This window comes from Pseudomonas sp. BMW13 (genome assembly GCF_013357275.1).
Classification (GTDB): domain Bacteria; phylum Pseudomonadota; class Gammaproteobacteria; order Pseudomonadales; family Pseudomonadaceae; genus Aquipseudomonas; species Aquipseudomonas khazarica.
Genome location: NZ_SUKD01000012.1, coordinates 246,642 through 268,673, shown reverse-complemented (window position 1 = coordinate 268,673; position 22,032 = coordinate 246,642). Strand labels below are relative to the sequence as shown.

Annotated in this window: 14 protein-coding genes; 6 read left to right on the top strand and 8 right to left on the bottom strand. The window is 65.3% G+C overall.

The features are described from left to right. Positions 1-12: 12 nt before the first annotated feature. From E4487_RS10275 to E4487_RS10260, 4 genes are read left to right on the top strand one after another with little or no spacing between them, the layout of a single operon-like run. Entirely contained in the window at positions 13-873 is an 861-nt protein-coding gene (locus E4487_RS10275) for a protein-glutamate O-methyltransferase (RefSeq protein WP_037050283.1), read from the top strand. Between the two features lie 25 nt (positions 874-898). Further along, positions 899-8,206 (top strand): Hpt domain-containing protein, encoded by a 7,308-nt coding sequence (locus tag E4487_RS10270; RefSeq protein ID WP_175253282.1) that lies wholly within the window; start codon positions 899-901, stop codon positions 8,204-8,206. After that, positions 8,203-9,222: a chemotaxis protein CheB gene (locus E4487_RS10265; protein WP_037050131.1), complete on the top strand. Its 1,020-nt coding sequence runs from the start codon at positions 8,203-8,205 to the stop codon at positions 9,220-9,222. Before E4487_RS10270 ends, E4487_RS10265 begins: the two co-directional genes overlap by 4 nt. Positions 9,223-9,252: 30 nt before the next feature. Continuing rightward, positions 9,253-9,723 (top strand): chemotaxis protein CheW, encoded by a 471-nt coding sequence (locus tag E4487_RS10260; RefSeq protein WP_047589664.1) that lies wholly within the window; start codon positions 9,253-9,255, stop codon positions 9,721-9,723. An 82-nt stretch (positions 9,724-9,805) separates the two neighbouring features. Here the strand turns inward: E4487_RS10260 and E4487_RS10255 are convergent, their stop codons facing one another. The 3 genes from E4487_RS10255 to E4487_RS10245 form a co-directional block, all read right to left on the bottom strand. Continuing rightward, complete coding sequence (locus tag E4487_RS10255; RefSeq protein ID WP_037050126.1) at positions 9,806-11,296, bottom strand: sodium:alanine symporter family protein; 1,491 nt, start codon at positions 11,294-11,296, stop codon at positions 9,806-9,808. A gap of 208 nt (positions 11,297-11,504) precedes the next feature. Continuing rightward, positions 11,505-12,230, bottom strand: a complete 726-nt coding sequence (locus E4487_RS10250; RefSeq protein WP_175253281.1) for a 16S rRNA (uracil(1498)-N(3))-methyltransferase — start codon at positions 12,228-12,230, stop codon at positions 11,505-11,507. Positions 12,231-12,315: 85 nt separating this feature from the next. Then, positions 12,316-13,719 (bottom strand): adenosylmethionine--8-amino-7-oxononanoate transaminase, encoded by a 1,404-nt coding sequence (locus E4487_RS10245; RefSeq protein WP_175253280.1) that lies wholly within the window; start codon positions 13,717-13,719, stop codon positions 12,316-12,318. A gap of 255 nt (positions 13,720-13,974) precedes the next feature. Here E4487_RS10245 and E4487_RS10240 point away from each other — a divergent pair, with 255 nt between their 5' ends. Continuing rightward, positions 13,975-14,520 carry a cytochrome b gene (locus E4487_RS10240; RefSeq protein ID WP_037050118.1) on the top strand — a complete coding sequence of 182 codons (546 nt, stop codon included), beginning with the start codon at positions 13,975-13,977 and terminating at the stop codon, positions 14,518-14,520. Positions 14,521-14,579: 59 nt separating this feature from the next. Continuing rightward, entirely contained in the window at positions 14,580-15,155 is a 576-nt protein-coding gene (locus E4487_RS10235) for a YceI family protein (RefSeq protein ID WP_175253279.1), read from the top strand. Between the two features lie 150 nt (positions 15,156-15,305). Here the strand turns inward: E4487_RS10235 and E4487_RS10230 are convergent, their stop codons facing one another. From E4487_RS10230 to ahcY, 5 genes are all read right to left on the bottom strand, one after another. Then, positions 15,306-17,204, bottom strand: coding sequence for a DEAD/DEAH box helicase (locus E4487_RS10230; protein ID WP_175253278.1), 1,899 nt, complete (start codon positions 17,202-17,204; stop codon positions 15,306-15,308). A 189-nt stretch (positions 17,205-17,393) separates the two neighbouring features. Further along, complete coding sequence (locus E4487_RS10225; protein WP_037050110.1) at positions 17,394-18,164, bottom strand: ABC transporter substrate-binding protein; 771 nt, start codon at positions 18,162-18,164, stop codon at positions 17,394-17,396. 67 nt (positions 18,165-18,231) lie between these two features. Further along, the gene (ppnN, locus tag E4487_RS10220; RefSeq protein ID WP_037050109.1) at positions 18,232-19,605 is read right to left on the bottom strand and encodes a nucleotide 5'-monophosphate nucleosidase PpnN; all 1,374 of its coding nucleotides are present in this window, start codon (positions 19,603-19,605) and stop codon (positions 18,232-18,234) included. 76 nt (positions 19,606-19,681) lie between these two features. Continuing rightward, on the bottom strand, positions 19,682-20,527 hold the full coding sequence (metF, locus tag E4487_RS10215) for a methylenetetrahydrofolate reductase [NAD(P)H] (RefSeq protein WP_037050106.1): 846 nt from the start codon (positions 20,525-20,527) through the stop codon (positions 19,682-19,684). Between the two features lie 97 nt (positions 20,528-20,624). After that, the gene (gene ahcY, locus E4487_RS10210; RefSeq protein ID WP_134676168.1) at positions 20,625-22,031 is read right to left on the bottom strand and encodes an adenosylhomocysteinase; all 1,407 of its coding nucleotides are present in this window, start codon (positions 22,029-22,031) and stop codon (positions 20,625-20,627) included. Position 22,032: the final 1 nt, after the last annotated feature.

The window sequence follows — 22,032 nt, the reverse complement described above, 5'->3', positions numbered from 1 at the left end:
CAGGGCGAAGGTATGCAGTCAGCGGGCGTATGGGCATTGCGCCCAGTGACCGACATGTCGCAAGCCGATTTCCACGACTGGCAGACGCTGCTCGAAGCGCGTACCGGTGTGGTGATCAGCGAACAGCGACGTGCCTTTCTGCAGACCAACCTGAGTGCGCGGATGCGCGAGTTGGGCGTCACGGACTACGCCAGTTACTACCGACAGGTCACCGATGGCCCCCGTGGCGCGGTGGAGTGGTCGACCCTGCTGGATCGTCTGACCGTGCAGGAAACCCGCTTCTTTCGCCATCAGCCATCGTTCGAGGTGCTCGCGCAGTATCTGCAGGAGCGCTTGGCCGCAGGGCTGAGCAAACCCTGGGAGTTGTGGAGCGTGGGTTGCTCCAGTGGTGAGGAGCCCTATTCGCTGGCCATCCAGGCCGCCGAGACCTTGCAGGGCAGTGAGTTGCCGGAGCATTTCGCGGTCACCGGTACCGATATCAGTCAGGGTGCGTTGAGCCGGGCGCGTGAAGCCAGTTACTCGGCGCGGCGCCTGGAGCAGGTGGGTGATGAACTGCGTGAACGCTACTTTCTCGCGCAGGCAGACGGACGTTTCAAGGTAGTACCGAGCCTGGCAGCTCGCGTGTGTTGCGCCAGGCTCAATGTGCTGGAACTGGCCAAGGCGCCAATGTCCGGCATGGATGTGATTTTTTGTCAGAACTTGCTGATCTATTTCCGCCGCTGGCGTCGCCGCGACATCCTCAACCGCCTGGCCGAAAGCCTGGCGCCGGGTGGCCTGCTGGTCGTAGGTGTGGGCGAAGTAGCCGGTTGGCAGCACCCGCACCTGGTGCCGGTGGCCGACGAGCGAGTTCTGGCGTTTACCCGCAAGGGATAAGGCCAAGTTTATGAGTGGAGTGGCTATGGGTGATCGGCATGATTATGTCGCCCTGGAGTGGGTAAAAGGCGAGATCGGGGAAACCCTGAAGCAGGCGCGGCAGGCCCTGGAGGCGTTCGTCGAGAACCCGCAGGACCCCACGCGCATGCGCTTCTGCCTGACCTACGTGCACCAGGTTCACGGCACCTTGCAGATGGTCGAGTTCTACGGCGCTGCGTTGCTCGCCGAAGAGATGGAGCAGCTGGCCAAGGCACTGATGGAAGGCCGCGTCGCCAACCAGGGCGAGGCCCTGGAAGTGCTGATGCAGGCTATCCTGCAGCTGCCGGTCTACCTCGACCGCATCCAGACCGCCCGTCGCGACCTGCCGATGGTCGTGCTGCCACTGCTCAACGACCTGCGCGCCGCCCGTGGCGAGAAGCTGCTGTCGGAAACCAGCCTGTTCTCCCCGGACATGTCCGTCCGCCTGCCGGCGCTGCCGGAGGGTGGCCTGGCGCGTCTGCGTACCGCCGAACTGCCGGTGCTGCTGCGCAAACTGCGGCAGATGCTGCAGATGGCGCTGGTCGGCGTCATCCGCAACCAGGACCTGGCCACCAACCTCGGCTACATGGCGCGGGTCTTCGCCCGTCTGGAGAACCTGTGCAAGGACGCCCCGCTGGGCGGCCTGTGGCAGATCGCCTCCGGCCTGATCGAAGGGCTGGCCAACGGCAGCGTGGTCAACGGCACCTCGGTGCGCACCCTGCTGCGCCAGGTCGACAAGGAGCTCAAGCGCCTGGTCGAGGAAGGTGCTGACGGCATCAACCAGTCCGCTCCCGACGAGCTGACCAAGAACCTGCTGTTCTATGTGGCCAAGGCGCCGGCGCAATCGCCGCGCATCCGCAGCCTGAAGGCGCAGTACCGCCTCGACGATGCCCTGCCCGATACCGAGGTGGTGGACGAAGAGCGTGCCCGCCTGGCTGGCCCCGACCGCGATGCCATGCGCTCGGTGGTGGCGGCACTGTGCGAGGAACTGGTGCGGGTCAAGGACAGCCTCGACCTGTTCGTGCGCAGCGACCGCAGTCGTCCGGGCGAGCTGGATGCCCTGCTGGCACCGCTGAAGCAGATCGCCGATACCCTCGCGGTGCTTGGCTTCGGCCAGCCGCGCAAGGTCATTCTCGACCAGATCGACGTGATCCATGCGCTGTCCCTCGGCCAGCGCGAACCCAACGACGCGGTGCTGATGGACGTGGCTGGCGCGCTGCTCTACGTCGAAGCGACGCTGGCCGGCATGGTCGGCCCGGGCGATGACAGCCAGAACGAGCAAAGCCACCTGCCGACCACCGATGTCGGACAGATTCACCAGCTCGTCATCAAGGAAGCGCGCAATGGCCTGGAGCAGGCCAAGGACGCGATCATCGAGTTCATTGCCTCGCAGTGGAACCACGAACACCTGGCGCGCGTGCCCGAGCTGCTGACCCAGGTCCGTGGGGGCCTGGCGATGATTCCGCTGCAGCGCGCCGCCGACCTGCTCAATGCCTGCAACCGCTACATTCAGGAGCAGTTGCTGGCACGCAAGGCCGTGCCCAACTGGCAGAGCCTGGATACCCTGGCCGACGCCATCACCAGCGTCGAGTACTACCTCGAACGTCTGGCCGAAGACCATGGCACCCAGGGCGATCTGATCCTCGACGTTGCCGAGGAAAGCCTGGAGACCCTGGGCTATCCGCTCAAGGAAAAGCCTTCGATTCTCGACCGTGTCGAGCCGGAGGAAGAAACCCTGGCGCCACTGGCCGACCCGCTGCAGGAAATCGAACTGCTCGGCGCCGAGGACGAACTGCTGGAAGAGCCGCTGGCCGAGATCGCGCCCCAGGTTGACGAGATCGACGAGCAGCCCGCCGAGGCACCGGCCGATCTGGAATTGCTGGAGGGCGACGCGGAGCTGCCGGTCGTCGCTGATTCCGCTGACGGCTTCACCTTCGAGCTGGCGGAGCTCGATGAGCTGCCGTCGCTGCAGGACGACGAGCTTGCCCCTGCCGCGCTGATCGAGATCGAGGCGGAACCTGAGCTGGAAGAGCTGAGCCTCGAGCAACTGAGCGAGACGCCGCAGTGGGACGAGCTGGAACTGGCGGACCTGGAGCTGCCGGAAGTCGAACTGCCCAGCGCGCCCGAGGTTGCGCCGCCAGCCGCCGAGGCGGAGGCGGACAAGCCGCTGTCGATGGCCGACGTGATGGCCGCACCGGTACAGGCGATCAACCCGCCTGCCGCCGACGTTCCGCCCAGCCTGCTGCCGCCGCCTGCCGACGAAGAACCGGTGGACGAGGAGCTGCTGGAAGTCTTCATCGAAGAAGCCGGTGAAGTGCTGGAAACCATCGCCGAGTACCTGCCGCAGTGGCAGGCCGATACCGACAACAAGGATGCGCTGATCGAAGTGCGGCGCGCCTTCCACACCCTCAAGGGCAGCGGGCGCATGGTGCGCGCGCTGGTCATCGGGGAGCTGGCCTGGTCCATCGAGAACCTGCTCAACCGTGTTCTGGATCGCAGCATCGAGCCCGCTGCACCGGTGCAGCAGGTCGTGCTCGACGTCGTCGCCCTGATGCCGGCACTGGTCGAGGAGTTCGCCGCCAAGGCCCAGCGTCAGCGCGATGATGTCGACCTGCTGGCCGCCACGGCGCACGCCCTGGCCAAGGGGCAAACGCCCCCAAAATCTGACGCCCCGGCCGCTCCGCAGGTAGCCGAGCCCGTGGGCGTAACCGAAGCTACCGCCGCCGTCGAGCAGGCCCCGGTCGCCCTGGATCAGGACCTCGATGGCGAGCCCCTCGATCCTCAGCTGCTGGAGATCTTCCGCAACGAGGCCGAGACTCATCTGGATACCCTGGTCGGCTTCCTCGCCGATTGTGCGCAGGAGTTGCCGCAACCGGTAACCGACGACCTGCAGCGTGCCCTGCACACGCTCAAGGGCAGCGCCTACATGGCCGGCATTCTCCCCGTGGCGGAAATCGCCGCGCCGCTGGAGAAGCTGGTCAAGGAATTCAAGACCAACCTGATTCAGGTCGACCTCGCCGCTGCGGAACTGCTGAGCAGTGCCGAGGGGCTGTTCCGCATCGGCCTGGACAACCTGGAAAGCCAGCCACTGGCAGCGATTCCCGGTGCCGAGGCATTCCTTGCCCGGGTCCAGGCACTGCATCAGGATCGCCTCGCCAGTGCCGAGGACGAGCGTAGCGGAGAAAGCGGCGAGAGCCGTGATCCGCAGCTGATCAGCATCTTCCTCGCCGAAGGCATGGACATCCTGCTGGATGCCGAGGACCTGCTGCGCAAGTGGCGCGAGCACCCCTCCGAGCGTCAGGAGTTGTCCGCGCTGCTGGAAGAGCTGACGACCCTGGGGCGTGGCGCGGAAATGGCCGAACTGCCGCAGATCGACGAGCTCTGCGAAGCCTTGCTCGACCTCTATGGCGCCGTCGAGGAAGGCAGTCTGGCCGTCAGCGAGCGTTTCTTCGACGAGGCAGAGAAAGCCCACGAAGCGCTGATCGGCATGATGGACCAGGTGGCCGCCGCGCTGCAGGTCAGCCCTCAGCCCGAGCGTGTTGAGGCGCTGCGTCAGTTGCTGGCCGAGGCCATCGACCCGAACACCCTGGCGTTGCTGTCGCCCGATGTCGAAGGCCTGCAAGTCGTCGAACTGGACCAGGCCACCGCCGAACTCGAGCAGGCCGAACAGTCGGCCGCGAGCGATGCCCCCGCCGAGCCGCAGCTGACCGAGGAGCCGTTCGAGGCCGTCGAGGCCGAGCCGATGCCTGAAGCGCACGCGAGCTTCAGCCCGGCCGATGCCGAACTCGACGAGGAGATGGTCGAGATCTTCCTCGAAGAAGCCGTCGACATTCTGGAAAGCGCGGGGCAGGCGCTGGAGCGCTGGCTGAGCGAGCCGGACAACACCATGCCGCTGTCGTCGCTGCAGCGTGACCTGCACACCCTCAAGGGTGGTGCGCGTATGGCCTCGATTCGTCCGATAGGCGATCTGGGCCATGAGCTGGAGTCCCTGTACGAAGGCCTGGTCGACCGCCGCTACAACCATTCGCCGGAGCTGGGTAACCTGCTGCAGCAGAGCCACGACCGCCTGGCGCAGATGCTCGACCAGCTGCAGGCGCGCCAGCCGCTGGTTTCCGGTGATGACCTGATCCAGGCGATCCGTCAGTTCCGCCAGGGCGGGCCAGCACAGAGCCTGTCGGCAGCCGCTGCCCAGGTCGAGGCGCCGATGCTCGACGAACCACCGGCCAGCGAGGCTGACGAGCCGCTCGAATTCGATCTCGCTGACGATGACACGCCGCCTCTGGCCCTGGTCGAGGACGACGTCGTCGTCGACGAGGTCATCGACGTACCGCTCGAAGACAACCTGCCGCTCGTCGACGAAGTGGAGCTGGAACTGCCTGACGAGCCGCTGCTGCCGTTGGCCGAGACTGCTGCCGAGCCCGAGCCCGAGCCCGAGCCCGAGCCCGAGCCGGAACCTGCGCCTGCACCTGCAGCGCAGGTCGTGGACAGCTGGCACGAGGAACGCGATCCCGAGCTGGTGGAGATCTTCCTCGAGGAAGGCTTCGACATCATCGAAAGCGCGGGCGCAGCCCTGCAGCGCTGGATGGGCGATGTCGACAACAGCCTGGAACTGGAAGCCCTGCAGCGCGATCTGCACACCCTCAAGGGTGGTGCGCGCATGGCCGAGATCCGCGAAATCGGCGATCTGGCCCATGAGCTCGAATTCCTCTACGAAGGTCTCGGCGGCGGCCGTCTGCGTGCCAGCCCGGAACTCTTCACCCTGCTGCAGGCCTGTCATGACCGCCTGGCCGAGATGCTGGAAGCGGTGCGTGGCCAGCGTGCGGTGCCCTCGGGCGAGGACCTGATCGATACGATCAAACGCTTCCGCGCCAATCCTGACGAACAACTGAGCATGCCGTCGGCCGTTCAGCTCAAGGCGGTGGTCGAGAGCGACGACGCCGATGAGGCGGACAGCGACATTCTCGACATCTTCCTCGAAGAGGGCGATGACCTGCTCGAGGCGATGGAAACGGCCATCGGGCGCTGGGAAGATCAGCGCGAGGACAGCGCGCCGATCGACGAGATGCTGCGCATCCTGCACACCCTCAAGGGCGGTGCGCGCCTGGCCGGGCAGAAACGCCTGGGCGACATGAGCCACGACCTTGAACAGCATCTGAGCGAGGCATTGCAGCAGGGCGCACCGTGGCCGGAAAGCCTGTTCCTCGATGTGCAGTCCGGTTTCGAAGGCCTGCAGCAGGAACTCGATCTGCTGCGCCAGCGCCTCAGTGCCAGCCTGGCCGATGAGCCGGCTGCCGCGCCGGTCGAACCGGTCGAGGTTGCCACGCTGCCGGTGCAGAGCAGTGCGCCGATCGTCGCCGCCAGCGACGCGCCGACGCAGCTGCAGGCACCCAAGGTCCTGCCGTTCGTGCGCCGGGCCGAAGAGGCGGCTGCCGAGGCTGCCGCGCGCCGCGCGCCACAGGAACTGGTCAAGGTTCCTGCCGAGTTGCTCGAAGGGCTGGTCAACCTGGCCGGTGAGACCTCGATCTTCCGCGGCCGTGTCGAGCAGCAGGTCAGTGACGTGAGCTTCACCCTGAGCGAGATGGAAGCGACCATCGACCGTGTGCGTGACCAGCTGCGTCGTCTCGACACCGAGACCCAGGCGCAGATTCTCAGCCGCTACCAGGCCGAGGCCGAACGTGCCGGCTACGAGGATTTCGACCCGCTGGAAATGGACCGTCACTCGCAGCTGCAGCAGCTCTCGCGTGCGCTGTTCGAGTCCGCGTCCGACTTGCTCGACCTGAAGGAAACCCTGGCCGCGAAGAACCGCGACGCCGAGACCCTGCTGCTGCAACAGGCGCGGGTCAACACCGAGTTGCAGGAAGGCCTGATGCGTACGCGCATGGTGCCCTTCGACCGCCTGGTCCCGCGCCTGCGGCGCATCGTCCGGCAGGTGGCCGGCGAGCTCGGCAAGCAGGTGGAGTTCGTCGTCGGCAACGCCGAGGGGGAAATGGACCGTACCGTGCTCGAACGTATCGTCGCGCCGCTGGAGCACATGCTGCGCAACGCCGTCGACCACGGGATCGAAGTGGCTGATGTACGCCGCGCCGCAGGCAAGCCGGATGCCGGCACCATCCGCCTGAATCTGGGGCGCGAGGGCGGTGATATCGTCCTCACGCTGGATGACGATGGCGGTGGTATCCGTCTGGAAGCCGTGCGCCGCAAGGCCATCGAACGTGGCCTGATGGACGCCGACAGCGACCTGAGCGATCACGAGATCCTGCAGTTCATCCTCGAGGCCGGTTTCTCCACCGCCGAGAAGGTCACGCAGATTTCCGGACGCGGCGTCGGCATGGACGTGGTGCACTCCGAGGTCAAGCAGCTCGGTGGCTCGATGAGCATCGACTCGACCCTGGGTCAGGGCACGCGCTTCACCATCCGCCTGCCGTTCACCGTGTCGGTCAACCGCGCGCTGATGGTGTACTCGGGCGAGGACCTGTACGCCATTCCGTTGAACACCATCGAAGGTATCGTGCGCGTTTCGCCTTACGAACTGGAGGCCTACTACGCCCCGGATGCGCCGCGCTTCGAGTACGCCGGCCAGGCCTACGAACTGAAGTACCTCGGCGACCTGCTGAACAATGGCCAGCAGCCCAAGCTGGTGGGCCAGAGCCTGCCGCTGCCGGTGATCCTGGTGCGCTCCAGCGAGCACGCCGTGGCCGTGCAGGTCGACAGCCTGGCCGGTTCGCGCGAGATCGTGGTGAAGAGCCTTGGCCCGCAGTTCGCCGGGGTGCACGGCATCTCCGGTGCGACCATCCTCGGTGACGGGCGCGTGGTGGTCATTCTCGACCTGCTGGCGACCATCCGCGTGCTGCACGCGCACCTGCAGAATCAGCTGCTGCCGCGTCTGGCTTCGCGCCAGGTGGCGATCAGCGAAGAGGTCGAAGTCGACCGGCCGACCCTGGTCATGGTGGTGGACGATTCGGTCACCGTGCGCAAGGTCACCAGCCGTCTGCTCGAGCGTAACGGCATGAACGTGGTCACTGCCAAGGACGGGGTGGATGCCATCGCCCAGCTGCAGGAGCACAAGCCGGACATCATGCTGCTGGACATCGAGATGCCGCGCATGGACGGCTTCGAGGTGGCGACCCTGGTGCGCCACGATGAACGCCTGAAGGACCTGCCGATCATCATGATCACCTCGCGTACCGGTGAAAAACACCGTGAGCGGGCGATGTCCATCGGCGTCAACCAGTACCTCGGCAAGCCCTACCAGGAGTCCTTGCTGCTCGAAACCATCGCTCAGTTGGTGGATAGCCATCAGGTCAAGCGGACATGACAGAGAAATCCCTCGCGCGCATTGCGGTCATCGCCGACACCTCGCTGCAGCGCCATGTGCTGCAGCAGGCGCTGGCAGGTGGTGGTTACCAGGTGGTGCTCAACAGCGATCCGGCGCGTCTCGACGAGGATGCCCTGGCCGCTTGCGAGACCGACCTGTGGCTGGTGGACCTGGCCCAGTCGGACGATTCGCCGCTGGTCGACAGCCTGCTGGAGCGCGCCAGCGCGCCGGTGTTGTTCGGCGAGGGGCATGCCCCTGAACGGCAGTCCGAAAACTATCCGCGCTGGGAGCGCAGCCTGTTCGGCAAGCTCAAGCGTCTGGTCGGGGACCCGGCCCAGGCCGTTGGCCCCAGCCTGCAGGCCCTGCTGGACGAAGCGCAGCGGCCGACCCGCCTCGAGCTGCCGCAGGCGCTCGCCGATACGCCGCTGAAGGCTGGCGAACCGGCGCGTCAGGTCTGGTTGCTGGCGGCCTCGCTGGGCGGTCCGGCGGCGGTGAAAGCCTTTCTCGATGCACTGCCGGGTGGCCTGCCCATCGGCTTCATCTACGCCCAGCACATCGACGCCAGCTTCGAAGCGGCATTGCCGCAGGCCGTCGGGCGGCACAGCCAGTGGCACGTCAATCCGGCACGCCAGGGCGACCCGGTGCGCTGTGGCGAAGTGGTGGTGGTGCCGATCGCCAGCGAGCTGGGTTTCGACGATCAGGGCGCCATGCAGATCGCCGAGCGCGGTTGGCCGGAGCCCTACAGCCCCTCCATCGACCAGATGATGCTCAATCTGGCGCAACAGTTCGGTGCCCAGTGTGGCGTCATCGTCTTCAGTGGCATGGGCAGCGACGGCAGTGCCGCCGCCGCGTACGTCAAACGCCAGGGCGGGGTGATCTGGACCCAGCGCGGCGACAGCTGCGCCTGCCCGAGCATGCCCGACAGCCTGCGCGAGGGTGGCTACAGCAGCTTCAGCGCGGACCCGCGCGAGCTGGCCGTGGCCCTGGTCAATCACCTTGCCGAACATTGCAGTTGATCGGGGGTTGCCCCCGTATAGGACGTTTTCATGAGTCAAGCCGTCGCCACCCAGAACAGTGCAGCCAACCTCACCGGGTTGCTGGTGCCGCTGGCCGACCGCACCCTGCTGCTGCCCAACGTGGCGGTCGCCGAGCTGATTCCCTATCGCGCGCCCCAGGTGAGCGAAGGTGCGCCGGCGTGGTTTCTCGGCCAGATCGCCTGGCGTGACCTGAGCCTGCCGCTGTTCTCCTTCGAGGCCGCCAGTGGTGGCCAGGCGCAGGTCGCCAGCGGGGCACGGGTCGCGGTGATCAACGCACTGGGCGGTCGCCCCAAGGTCAAGTTCATCGCCTTGCTGGTGCAGGGCATTCCCCGCTCGCTGAAGGTCGGTAGCGACCTGGCTGCGGCCGATGTCGAGCTGGCGCCGCTCGAACTGGGGGCCGCACGCATTGCCGATGAGGTGGTGCGGATTCCGGATCTGGTGGCCCTGGAGCAGATGCTGGACGATGCCGGCCTGATCTGAGTCGCGCCGCACGGCGCAGCAGGCCCCAACGAAAAAGCCCCGGCACATGGCCGGGGCTTTTTTATGCCGTCAGCGAGCGCAATCAGCGCTGCGCGTTAGCCTCTGCAGCTTCGGCTTTCTTTTCTTCTTGCAGATTGTCTTCCGAGGTGTGGCTACCCCAGTAGTCGGCGTTCTTGATGCCGAGTTTTTCCGGGTGGAACACCGGGTCCTTGCCTTCGTCCTGCTGTTGCTCATAGTCCTTCAGGCACTTGTAGGCAATCTTGTGCATGAGCACGATGGCGATGATGTTCAGCCAGGCCATCAGGCCCACGCCGAGGTCACCCAGGTCCCAGGCAACGGTGGCGCTGCGCACGGTGCCGTATACGGTGGCCGCGATGATGCCGAACTTCAGCAGCAGGGTGAGGATCGGGCGCTTCACCTTGCGGTTGATGTAGGCAATGTTGGTTTCGGCGATGTAGTAGTAGGCCAGGATGGTGGTGAAGGCGAAGAAGAACAGGGCGATGGCAACGAAGGCGTTACCGAAGCCGGGCATCATGTTCTCCATCGCGGTCTGCACGTAGCCCGGGCCGGCGGCGACGCCAGCGATACCGGTGAACAGCGCGCTGCCATCGGGAGCCTGTACGTTGTACTGACCGGTGATCAGCAGCATGAAGGCAGTCGCCGAGCAGACGAACAGGGTGTCGATGTAGACCGAGAAGCCCTGTACCAGGCCCTGCTTGGCCGGGTGGCTGACAGCTGCCGCGGAGGAGGCGTGCGGGCCGGTGCCCTGACCTGCTTCGTTGGAGTAGACGCCACGCTTCACGCCCCACTGGATAGCCATGCCGATGATGGCACCGAAACCGGCTTCGAGGCCGAAGGCGCTACGGAAGATCAGAGCGATCACTTCCGGCAGCTTTTCGATGTTCAGCAGGATGATCACCAGGGCGACCAGGATGTAGCCCAGCGCCATGAACGGCACCACCACCTGGGTGAAGTGGGCGATACGCTTGACGCCACCGAAGATGATCAGGCCGATCAGGACGGCGAGCAGGGCAGCGGTCACGTTCGGGTCGATGCCGAATGCGGTTTGCGCGCTGGAGGCGATGGAGTTGGCCTGTACGCCCGGCAGCAGCAGGCCGCAGGCGAACACGGTGACCACGGCGAACAGCCAGGCGTACCACTTCAGACCCAGGCCTTTCTCGATGTAGAAGGCCGGGCCACCACGGTATTCACCGTTGAGCTTTTCCTTGTACACCTGGCCGAGGGTGGACTCGACGAACGCCGAGCTGGCGCCGAGGAAGGCAACCATCCACATCCAGAAGATCGCACCCGGGCCGCCGAAGGTGATGGCGGTGGCCACACCGGCGATGTTACCGGTACCGACGCGACCGGCGAGGGTCATGGTCAGGGCCTGGAAGGAGGAGATGCCGTGCTCATCGGTTTTGCCGGTGAACATCAGGCGGATCATTTCTTTGAAGTGGCGGACCTGGAGGAAGCGGCCGCGAAGGGAGAAGTAGAGACCAACGCCGAGACATAGATAGATCAGCGCCGGGCTCCAGACCAGACCGTTGAGGGTCGAGACCAGTTCGTTCATGCAATGCTCCTGGGCATGCGGCCGCCTTTTGGGCGGGGCCGAAGCCCGTTGATTTGTTATTGGAAGAGGAACGACGCAGCGGGGCGCCGGCCTCGGCCGGGCGCAGGTCGCTGGTAAAGCAGGTCGCGCACGCGGCGCGCAGAGCATGACAAAGACTGCTCGGCTTGCAATCTCTTGAGGTCACATTTTGTTACGCCAAGGCGACATTTTACGCCTGGAGGTCGCCCCACAGCTGCTGAGCGATGCTCAGGGCCACCACTGGCGCCGTTTCCGTGCGCAGAACGCGCGGTCCCAGGCGTGCTGCGTGGAAGCCGGCGTGCATGGCCTGTTCCACTTCCGCATCGCTCAGGCCGCCTTCCGGCCCGATCAGGAAGGCCAGGCTGTCTGGCTGCTCATGGCTCTGCAGCGGCGCGGCGACCGGGTGCAGTACCAGCTTCAGATCGGCTTCGGTCTGCTGCAGCCAGGCGGCCAGTTCCAGTGGTGGGTAGATCACCGGCAGCACCGAGCGCCCGCACTGTTCGCAGGCGCTGATCGCCACCTGGCGCCAGTGGGCCATGCGCTTGTCGGCCCGTTCGTCCTTCAGGCGCACTTCGCAGCGCGTCGAGACGATGGGGGTGATTTCCGTCGCGCCCATCTCGGTGGCTTTCTGGATAGCCCAGTCCATGCGTTCGCCGCGTGACAGGCCTTGCCCGAGGTGAATGCGCAGCGCGGACTCGGCCAGGCCATCGAGCGCCTCGCGCAGCTCCACGCGCACGCTTTTCTTGCCCACCTCGATCAGCTCGCCCAGGTACTCGCGGCCACTGCCGTCGAACAGCTGCACGGCATCGCCCACGGCATGACGCAGCACCCGGCCGATGTAGTGCGCCTGGGCCTCGGGCAGCTCGTGCTGGCCGAGGGAGAGCGGGGCGTCGATGAAGAAGCGGGATAGGCGCATATGAATAGCTACCGAGCGACGAGTTCGAAGCGGCAAGTGTAAAGCACTGCGCCTCTGCGCTGTTACTTGCCGCTGGCCGTCGTCGCTAGCCTGGATCGCGGTGATCGGGGAAGCGATTGTCCACCGCGACGCTGACCGATTCACGGGTGGCGATATCGATCCCTTCGCTGGCCACCTCGGCGAGGAAGTCGATTTCCTCGGGGGTGATCACGTAGGGCGGCAGGAAGTACACCACGCTGCCGAGCGGACGCAGCAGCGCGCCACGCTGCAGGGCATGCTGATAGACGCGCAGGCCACGTCGCTCCTGCCAGGGGTAGGCGGTCTTGCTGGCCTTGTCCTGCACCATCTCGATGGCCAGGGCCATGCCGGTCTGGCGGATCTCGGCGACGTGCGGGTGTTCGGCCAGGTGCGCGGTGGCGCTGGCCATGCGCGTGGCGAGGGCCTTGTTGGCCTCGATCACGTTGTCCTGCTCGAAGATGTCCAGGGTCGCCAGCGCCGCCGCACAGGCCAGCGGGTTGCCGGTGTAGGTGTGCGAATGGAGGAAGGCACGCAGGGTCGCGTAGTCGTCGTAGAACGCCGCGTAGACATCGTCGGTGGTGAGTACGGCGGCCATTGGCAGGTAGCCGCCGGTGAGCGCCTTGGACAGCACCATGAAGTCCGGGGTGATGTTGGCCTGTTCGCAGGCGAACATCGTCCCGGTACGGCCGAACCCCACGGCGATCTCGTCGACGATCAGGTGCACGCCGTAGCGGTTGCAGGCGTCACGCAGCAGCTCGAGATAGACCGGGTGGTACATGCGCATGCCGCCGGCGCCCTGGATCAGGGGTTCGACGATCACTGCAGCGACTTCGTGGTGATGCTCGGCCAGGGTCTGTTCCATGTGGGCGAACATGCTGCGCGAGTGCGCTTCCCAGCTCACGCCCTCGGGACGCAGGTAGCAGTCCGGGGTCGGCACCTTGAGGGTGTCGAGCAACAGGGCGCGGTAGGTGTCGGTGAACAGCGACACATCGCCCACCGACATCGCCGCGACCGTCTCGCCGTGGTAGCTGTTGGTCAGGGTGACGAAGCGCTTCTTGGCCGGCGCACCGCTGTTGAGCCAGTAGTGGAAGCTCATCTTCAGCGCCACCTCGATGCCCGAGGAACCGTTGTCGGCGTAGAACACCCGGTTCAGGCCCGCGGGCGTGAGGCGCACCAGGCGCTCGGACAGTTCCACCACTGGTTCGTGGCTGAAGCCGGCCAGCATCACGTGCTCGAGGCTGTCCAGTTGCTCGCGGATGCGCGCGTTGATGCGCGGGTTGGCGTGGCCGAAGACGTTGACCCACCAGGAGCTGACCGCATCCAGGTAGCGGTTGCCGTCGAAGTCCTCCAGCCAGACGCCTTTGCCGCGGCGGATGGGGATGAGCGGCAGGCGTTCGTGATCCTTCATCTGGGTGCAGGGGTGCCACAGCACGTCGAGGTCGCGCTGCATCCAATGGTCGTTCTGGGTCATGAGAAATCTCCCGCTGTTCGGCGGCACAGCCTACCAGAAGGCGCGCGTGGGGATGGAAACTGCCGCTGGTCCGGTGTTTTGCGCCGCCTGTAGCCATGCTTGCGAACTTTGCGGCAGCGGCGGCGCACTAATCCGATCGGCTTGAAGGCATGGAAATTAGCTATCGCATTTCTCGATGTTTCATAGCGAAATTTTCCGCTTTAAATCGATATATTTGCCGTTAGTCTTGCTCGGAAATTGAATCAGGAAGTCCCCATGCAATGGCGTAATACCTCTGCTCGTTACGGTCTGGTCAGCGTGCTGTTGCACTGGTTGGTGGCGCTGGCCGTGTTCGGCCTCTTCGCCCTCGGTTTCTGGATGGTCGGGCTCAGCTATTACGACCCCTGGCGCCAGAGTGCGCCGGACCTGCACAAGAGCATCGGCATCCTGCTGTTCGCGACCATGCTGCTGCGCGTGTTGTGGCGCCTGTTCAACCCGGCGCCAGCGGCGCTGGAGAACCATGGCGCGCTCACCCGCCTGGCTTCCAAGCTGGGCCATGCCGCGCTTTACCTGGGCCTGTTCGGCGTGATGGTCTCCGGTTACCTGATTTCCACCGCGGATGGCCGTGGTATCGAGGTATTCGGGCTGTTCAGCGTGCCCGCCACCCTGACGGGCATCGAGCACCAGGAAGATATCGCCGGTGATATCCACGAATACCTGGCCTGGGGCCTGGTGATCTTCGCGGTCGTGCACGGCCTGGCCGCACTCAAGCACCATTTCATCGACCGCGACAGCACCCTGCTGCGGATGTTCGGGCGCTGAAGCTATTCATCATCGGGCCAAGGCCCACCTAGATCGACAACCTCGCAAGGAGAACACCCATGTTGAAGAATGCCCTCGCTGCACTGGTTCTGGGTTCCGCCCTGATCGGCGGGCAGGCCATGGCGGCCGACTATGCCATCGACAAGCAAGGCCAGCACGCCTTCGTCAACTTCAAGATCAGCCACCTGGGCTACAGCTGGCTATACGGCACCTTCAAGGATTTCGACGGCAAGTTCAGCTTCGACGCCGCCAACCCCGAGGCCAGCAAGGTCAGCGTGAGCCTGAAGACCGCCAGCGTCGACACCAACCACGCCGAGCGCGACAAGCACATCCGCAGTGCCGACTTCCTCAATGCCAGCAAGCACGACACCGCGACCTTCGAGTCCACCTCGGTCAAGTCCACTGGTGAAGGCAGCGCTGACGTCACCGGCAACCTGACCCTCAACGGCGTGACCAAGCCGGTGGTGATCGCGGCCAAGTTCATCGGTGAAGGCAAGGACCCGTGGGGCGGCTACCGCGCCGGTTTCGAAGGCACCACGACCCTGAAGCTGAAGGACTTCGACATCGCCATGGACCTCGGCCCGGCTTCGGAGACCGTCGAGCTGATCATTTCGATCGAAGGCGTTCGCCAGTAAGGAAGGCGGCCGCCAGCCAGCGGCCGTCTGATGACCCTCTCCCATTCATGGGAAAGGAGCCCGAGGGGAGAGGGGTGGTGATCCACTCGCCTTTTCCCCTAAACGAAAACGCCGCCCTCAGGGGCGGCGTTTTCGTTGCTGCGTCGGCGCTCACTCGTCGCGGTTGCGCGTCAGCAGTGCCGGCTTCTCGCCGCGAGGGCGGTTGCTGTTGCTCAGCTCATCGAGTTGCTCGGCCGTGGGGAAACGGTCCAGGCGCGAACTCTTGTGCACGATGACTGGCTGCTTGTCGCGCGGGCTGCGCACGGCAGCCTCTGCACGCGGCAGCTCGTCACGGTCGAGCGAGGTGACGCGGCCGTCATGGGCAGCGCGGCCACGGCCGCGGTTGGCACCGTTGCGCCCCTGGCCCTGGCCGCCCTGGCCATTGCCCTGGCGACGGTTCTTGTTGGCGCCATTGCCGACGCCAGCGCCATTGTTGTTGCGCGGGCCCTTGTTGCTCTGGCGCTGGCCTTGACCCTGCTGGGTACCGCCGTTGCCGGGGGTGCCGCTCGAACGACGGCCACGCCCCTGTTGCTTGTTCTGGACCGGGCTGACGTAGTCGACGCGGTTGCCGAAATTGTCGATATCGTCGTCGAGGAACTCTTCCGGGTCACGATCTGGCGGCAGGGCGGGAATCGCCGCTGCGGGCTGGCCCTGGCCCGTGTCATCGCGTTGTCCGCGGCGGCGCTTCTGCCCCTGCGGCTTGGCCTTCTGATCCTTGCCGCCGTCCTTGCCCTTGTCCTTGCGGCCGCCGTTCTGGTGCTCGCCCTTGGGCTTGGCGCCGGACTCGGCCTTCTGTTTCTTCTGGCCGGCGTTGCGCGGCTGGCGTGGTTCGCGCGCCTCGGGGCGCTCGGCCTCCACGGTGCTGGCATCGAAGCCCATCAGATCGCCATCGGGGATCTTCTGCTTGGTCATGCGCTCGATGCTCTTGAGCAGCTTCTCCTCGTCCGGGGCGACCAGCGAGATGGCCTCGCCGCTACGTCCGGCACGGCCGGTGCGGCCGATGCGGTGAACGTAGTCCTCCTCGACGTTGGGCAGCTCGAAGTTGACCACGTGCGGCAGTTGGTCGATGTCCAGGCCGCGGGCGGCGATATCGGTGGCGACCAGTATGCGTACCTTGTTCGCCTTGAAGTCGGCCAGGGCCTTGGTGCGGGCGTTCTGGCTCTTGTTGCCGTGGATCGCGGCAGCCGGCAGGCCATGCTTGTCGAGGTACTCGGCCAGGCGATTGGCGCCGTGCTTGGTACGGGTGAACACCAGTACCTGTTCCCAGGCACCCTGAGTGATCAGGTGCGCAAGCAGTGCGCGCTTGTGACTGGCGGCCAGGCGGAACACACGCTGCTCGATGCGCTCGACGGTGGTGTTCGGCGGCGTGACCTCGATGCGCTCGGGATTGTGCAGCAGCTTGCCGGCGAGATCGGTGATGTCCTTGGAGAAGGTCGCCGAGAACAGCAGGTTCTGGCGCTGCGCCGGCAGGCGCGCGAGCACCTTCTTGACGTCATGGATGAAGCCCATGTCGAGCATGCGGTCGGCTTCGTCCAGTACCAGGATTTCCACGTGGGAAAGGTCCACGCTGCCCTGGCCGGCGAGGTCGAGCAGGCGGCCGGGGCAGGCGACGAGTACGTCGACGCCCTTGGCCAGCGCCTGGACCTGCGGGTTCAGGCCGACGCCACCGAAGATGCAGGCGCTGACGAACTTCAGGTCGCGGGCGTAGATCTTGAAGCTGTCATGCACCTGGGCAGCCAGCTCGCGGGTGGGCGTCAGCACCAGCACGCGCGGTTGCTTCGGGCCATGGCGCTGTTCGCGGTCCGGATGGCCGGCCGGGAACAGGCGTTCGAGAATCGGCAGGGCGAAACCTGCAGTCTTGCCCGTGCCCGTCTGGGCCGCCACCATCAGATCGCGACCTTGCAACACGGCGGGAATGGCCCGCTGTTGCACCGGAGTGGGCTGGGTATAGCCGGCGGATTCGATCGCACGGACTAGAGCCTCGGAGAGACCGAGGGAAGCAAAGGACATGGGCAATCCTGTACGTAGTGAGGGCGTGGCCCTATGGGGTGATATTGCCTGGCTTGAATCACGCGTGGGGGGCATGATCCCGTCCGGTACTGCTGGCTTCCGAGAACCAGCATCCGGGCGCAAGCCTTGCGGGAAGGCCCGAGTATAACAGAGCTTGCGCGTTGCGCATCTACCAGCCTGTCGGCTGGTTCACGGCGCGGAGACTTCGTCGGCGCCGGACAATTCGGCGTAGCGCGCCTGCAGCTCGGCATAGGCCGGCTCGGCCTTGAAACGGCGCAGTTCCTCGCTGAAGGCCTGGGCCAGGGCGCGCAACTCCGCTGTCCTGGCCAGCGCCAGGTAGAGATGGTCATGGCCGACCGGCGTCGCGTTGTAGCTGATCTTGCGGCCCAGCCCCAGGCGGCTGGCCAGGAAGATACCGGTGCGACGATCATTCACCACCAGATCGACACGGTGGCGCGCCAGCTTGCCGATGTTGGCCTCGTGACTGGGGCCTTCCTCGCGGCGGAAGGTCTGCGCGGTGCGAAACGCCTCGTCGTTGTACCAGTAGCCAGGGGAGATGCCGATCACCAGGCCGCGCAGGTCGTCGATGTGGCGATAGTAGAAGGGCCGGCTGCGCGAGTAGAACAGCACGAACTCGATGTCGCTCAGCGGCTCCGAGGCGAACTGCATGCTGGCCTCGCGCGACGGGTGGTAGAAGACGTCCAGGATGCCGTCGGCCTGCCCTTGCTGCATGGCCAGCAGGCAGCGCTTCCAGGGCATGAACTGCAGCTGCATCTCGCGGCCCAGACGGCGCAGCACCTCGCGGGTGATCTCGTAGTCGAGCCCGGTCGGCTGGCCGTTTTCCTCGTAGACATAAGGCGGCCACGCCTCGGTGACCAGGCGCAAGGGTTCGGCCCGTAGGCCGAGGGCCACGCAGCACATCAGCTGCAGGCCAATGACGACGCGTACGACTGCTCTCATGGCTTAAGCATAGTCCCCCTTCGGCAAGGGGCTGGGGCGCAGCAAGGGTGCGCCCCGGCAGGCGCGTTCAGGACACGACGCGGTAGCAGGGCTCGTAGGCCGTGCCACCGGGCAGCTTCATCCGGTGCTGTTCGACGAAGGCCTGCAGCAGTCGGTCCAGGGGCGCCATGATGCTGGCGTCACCCTTGATCTCGTAAGGGCCGTTCTCTTCGATCAGGCGAATGCCGTTTTCCTTGACGTTGCCTGCGACGATGCCGGAGAAGGCCCGACGCAGATTGGCCGCGAGATGATGCAGCGGCTGCTCGCGGGTCAGATTGAGGCTGGCCATGGCGTCGTGGGTCGGCTCGAACGGATGCTGGAAACTCTCGTCGATCTTCAGCAGCCAGTTGAAGTGGAAGGCGTCGTTGCGTTCCCGGCGGAACTGGCGCACGGCCTTGATCCCGACCGCCATCTCGCGGGCCACCTCGGCCGGGTCGTTGACGATCATGCGATAGCGCTGCTGCGCGGCTTCGCCGAGGGTCGCGCCGATGAAGTCGTGCAACTGCTGCAGGTAGGTGCTGGCGCTCTTCGGCCCGGTGAGGATGACCGGGAAGGGCAGGTCCTGGTTGTCCGGGTGGGTGAGGATGCCCAGCAGGTAGAGGAATTCCTCGGCGGTGCCGGCGCCGCCCGGGAAGATGATGATGCCGTGCCCGACGCGCACGAACGCTTCCAGGCGTTTTTCGATATCCGGCAGGATCACCAGCTCGTTGACGATGGGGTTCGGTGCTTCCGCTGCGATGATGCCCGGCTCGGTCAGGCCCAGGTAGCGGCCGGTGAGGTTGCGCTGCTTGGCGTGGCTGATGGTGGCGCCCTTCATCGGCCCCTTCATCACGCCGGGGCCGCAGCCGGTGCAGATATCCAGGCCGCGCAGGCCCAGCTCATGGCCGACCTTCTTGGTGTACTTGTACTCCTCGGAGCTGATCGAGTGGCCACCCCAGCACACCACCATCTTCGGTTCGACGCCGCTGCGCAGCGTGTGAGCGTTGCGCAGCAGGTGGAAGACGTAGTCGGTGATGCCTTCCGAGCTGTCCAGGTCGATGCGCTTGTTCTCCAGCTCGCTCTGCGTGTAGACGATATCGCGCAGGGCGCTGAAGAGCATTTCACGGGTGCTGGCGATCATCTCGCCATCGACGAAGGCGTCGGCGGGAGCGTTCAGCAGTTCCAGGCGAATGCCGCGATCCTGCTGGTGAATCTTCACCTCGAAATCCGGGTATGCCTCGAGGATGGTCTTGGCGTTGTCGCTGTGCGAGCCGGTGTTGAGGATTGCCAGTGCACATTGGCGGAACAGGCGATAGACGCTGCCCGAACCGGTTTCACGCAGTTGCTGCACCTCGCGTTGCGAGAGCGTTTCCAGGCTGCCCTTGGGGCTGACTGAGGCATTGATCGTGGAGCGTTTGAGCATGGCAGGCGATCCTTCGGCGGCAAGGCGGGGTGTGACGCGAGCAGGCTGCCCGAAGGCAGCCTGCGGGTGAACTGCCTCAGCGTGGCAGTTTGAGGTTGTTCCAGATGGCCAGGCTGGGGTCGGCCTGGTTCAGCGTATAGAAGTGCAGGCCCGGTGCGCCACCGTCGAGCAGGCGTTCGCACATCTCGCTGATCACCTGTTGGCCGAAGGCCTGGATGCTTTCGACGTCATCGCCGTAGGCTTCCAGCTGCTTGCGCACCCAGCGCGGGATCTCCGCGCCGCAGGCGTCGGAGAAACGCGCCAGCTTGCTGTAGTTGGTGATGGGCATGATGCCCGGCACGATCGGCAGGTCGACGCCCAGTTTCTGCACGCGCTCGACGAAGTGGAAATAGCTGTCGGCGTTGAAGAAGTACTGGGTGATGGCGCTGTTGGCGCCGGCCTTGGCCTTGCGCACGAAGTTGGCGATGTCGCTCTCGAAGTTGCGCGCCTGCGGATGCATTTCCGGGTAGGCGGCGATTTCGATGTGGAAGTGATCGCCCGTTTCGTTGCGGATGAACTCGACCAGCTCGTTGGCGTAGCGCAGCTCGCCGCTGGCCATGCCCATGCCCGAGGGCAGGTCGCCACGCAGGGCGACGATACGCTTGATGCCGGCGTCCTTGTACAGGGTCAGCAGTTCGCGCAGCTCGGCCTTGCTGTCGCCGACGCAGGACAGGTGCGGTGCGGTCGGCACCTTCACTTCGCCGTCGAGCTGCAGCACGGTGTTCAGCGTGCGGTCACGGGTGGAGCCTCCGGCACCGTAGGTGCAGGAGAAGAAATCGGGGTTGTAGCTCGCCAGCTGGCGCGCCACGTTCAGCAGTTTTTCGTGTCCGGCTTCGGTCTTGGTCGGGAAGAACTCGAAGCTGTAACGGCGTTCTTGACTCATGGAGAAGGTTCCCTTCCCAGCGGCAAGCTGCAAGCCTCAAGCTGCAAGGGGAGCGGGGCCCGTCCTGCAGCTTGCGGCTTGCCGCTTGTGGCTGTGATCAGTAGCGGTAGGTATCGGGCTTGAACGGACCTTCCACGGTCACGCCGATGTAGTCGGCCTGCTGCTTGGTCAGCTGAGTGACCACGCCGCCGAAGCCCTTGACCATTTCCAGGGCCACTTCTTCGTCCAGTTTCTTCGGCAGCACTTCCACGGTCAGGCGCTCGGCTTTCTTCTCGGCGGAGAGATCGGCGAACTTCTGCTCGAACAGGAAGATCTGCGCCAGCACCTGGTTGGCGAAGGAGCCGTCCATGATGCGGCTCGGGTGGCCAGTGGCGTTGCCCAGGTTCACCAGGCGGCCTTCGGCCAGCAGGATCAGGTAGTCGTCGTTGGCGGCGTCGAAGCTGCCGGCGCCGGTGCGGTGGATCTTGTGCACCTGCGGCTTGACCTCTTCCCAGGCCCAGTTCTTGCGCATGAAGGCGGTGTCGATCTCGTTGTCGAAGTGACCGATGTTGCACACCACGGCGCGCTTCTTCAGCGCCTTGAGCATACCGGCGTCACACACGTTGACGTTGCCGGTGGTGGTGACGATCAGGTCGATCTTGCCCAGCAGAGCAGCGTCGACGCTGGCCTCGGTGCCGTCGTTGAGGCCGTTCTTGTACGGGGAAACCAGCTCGAAGCCGTCCATGCAGGCCTGCATGGCGCAGATCGGGTCGACTTCGGAAACCTTGACGATCATGCCTTCCTGACGCAGCGACTGGGCCGAGCCCTTGCCCACGTCACCGTAGCCGATGACCAGCGCCTGCTTGCCCGACAGCAGGTGGTCGGTGCCGCGCTTGATGGCGTCGTTGAGGCTGTGGCGGCAGCCGTACTTGTTGTCGTTCTTGCTCTTGGTCACGGCGTCGTTGACGTTGATCGCCGGGACTTTCAGGGTGCCGGCCTTGAGCATGTCGAGCAGGCGGTGCACACCGGTGGTGGTCTCTTCGGTGACGCCGTGGATGCGCTCGAGCATCTGCGGGTATTTCTTGTGCAGGATCTCGGTCAGGTCACCGCCGTCGTCCAGCACCATGTTGGCGTCCCACGGCTGGCCGTCCTTGAGGATGGTCTGCTCGATGCACCACTCGTACTCTTCCTCGGTCTCGCCCTTCCAGGCGAATACCGGGATGCCGGCAGCGGCGATGGCAGCAGCGGCCTGGTCCTGGGTGGAGAAGATGTTGCACGAGGACCAGCGCACTTCGGCGCCCAGGGCGGTGAGCGTCTCGATCAGCACGCCGGTCTGGATGGTCATGTGGATGCAGCCGAGGATCTTCGCGCCTTTCAGCGGTTGGCTGGCGGCGTACTTGCGGCGCAGGCCCATCAGTGCCGGCATTTCGGATTCGGCGATGATCAGCTCTTTGCGGCCCCAGTCGGCCAGGGAAATATCGGCGACCTTGTAGTCGTTGAAAGCGCTCATGCAGTAACTCTCCATT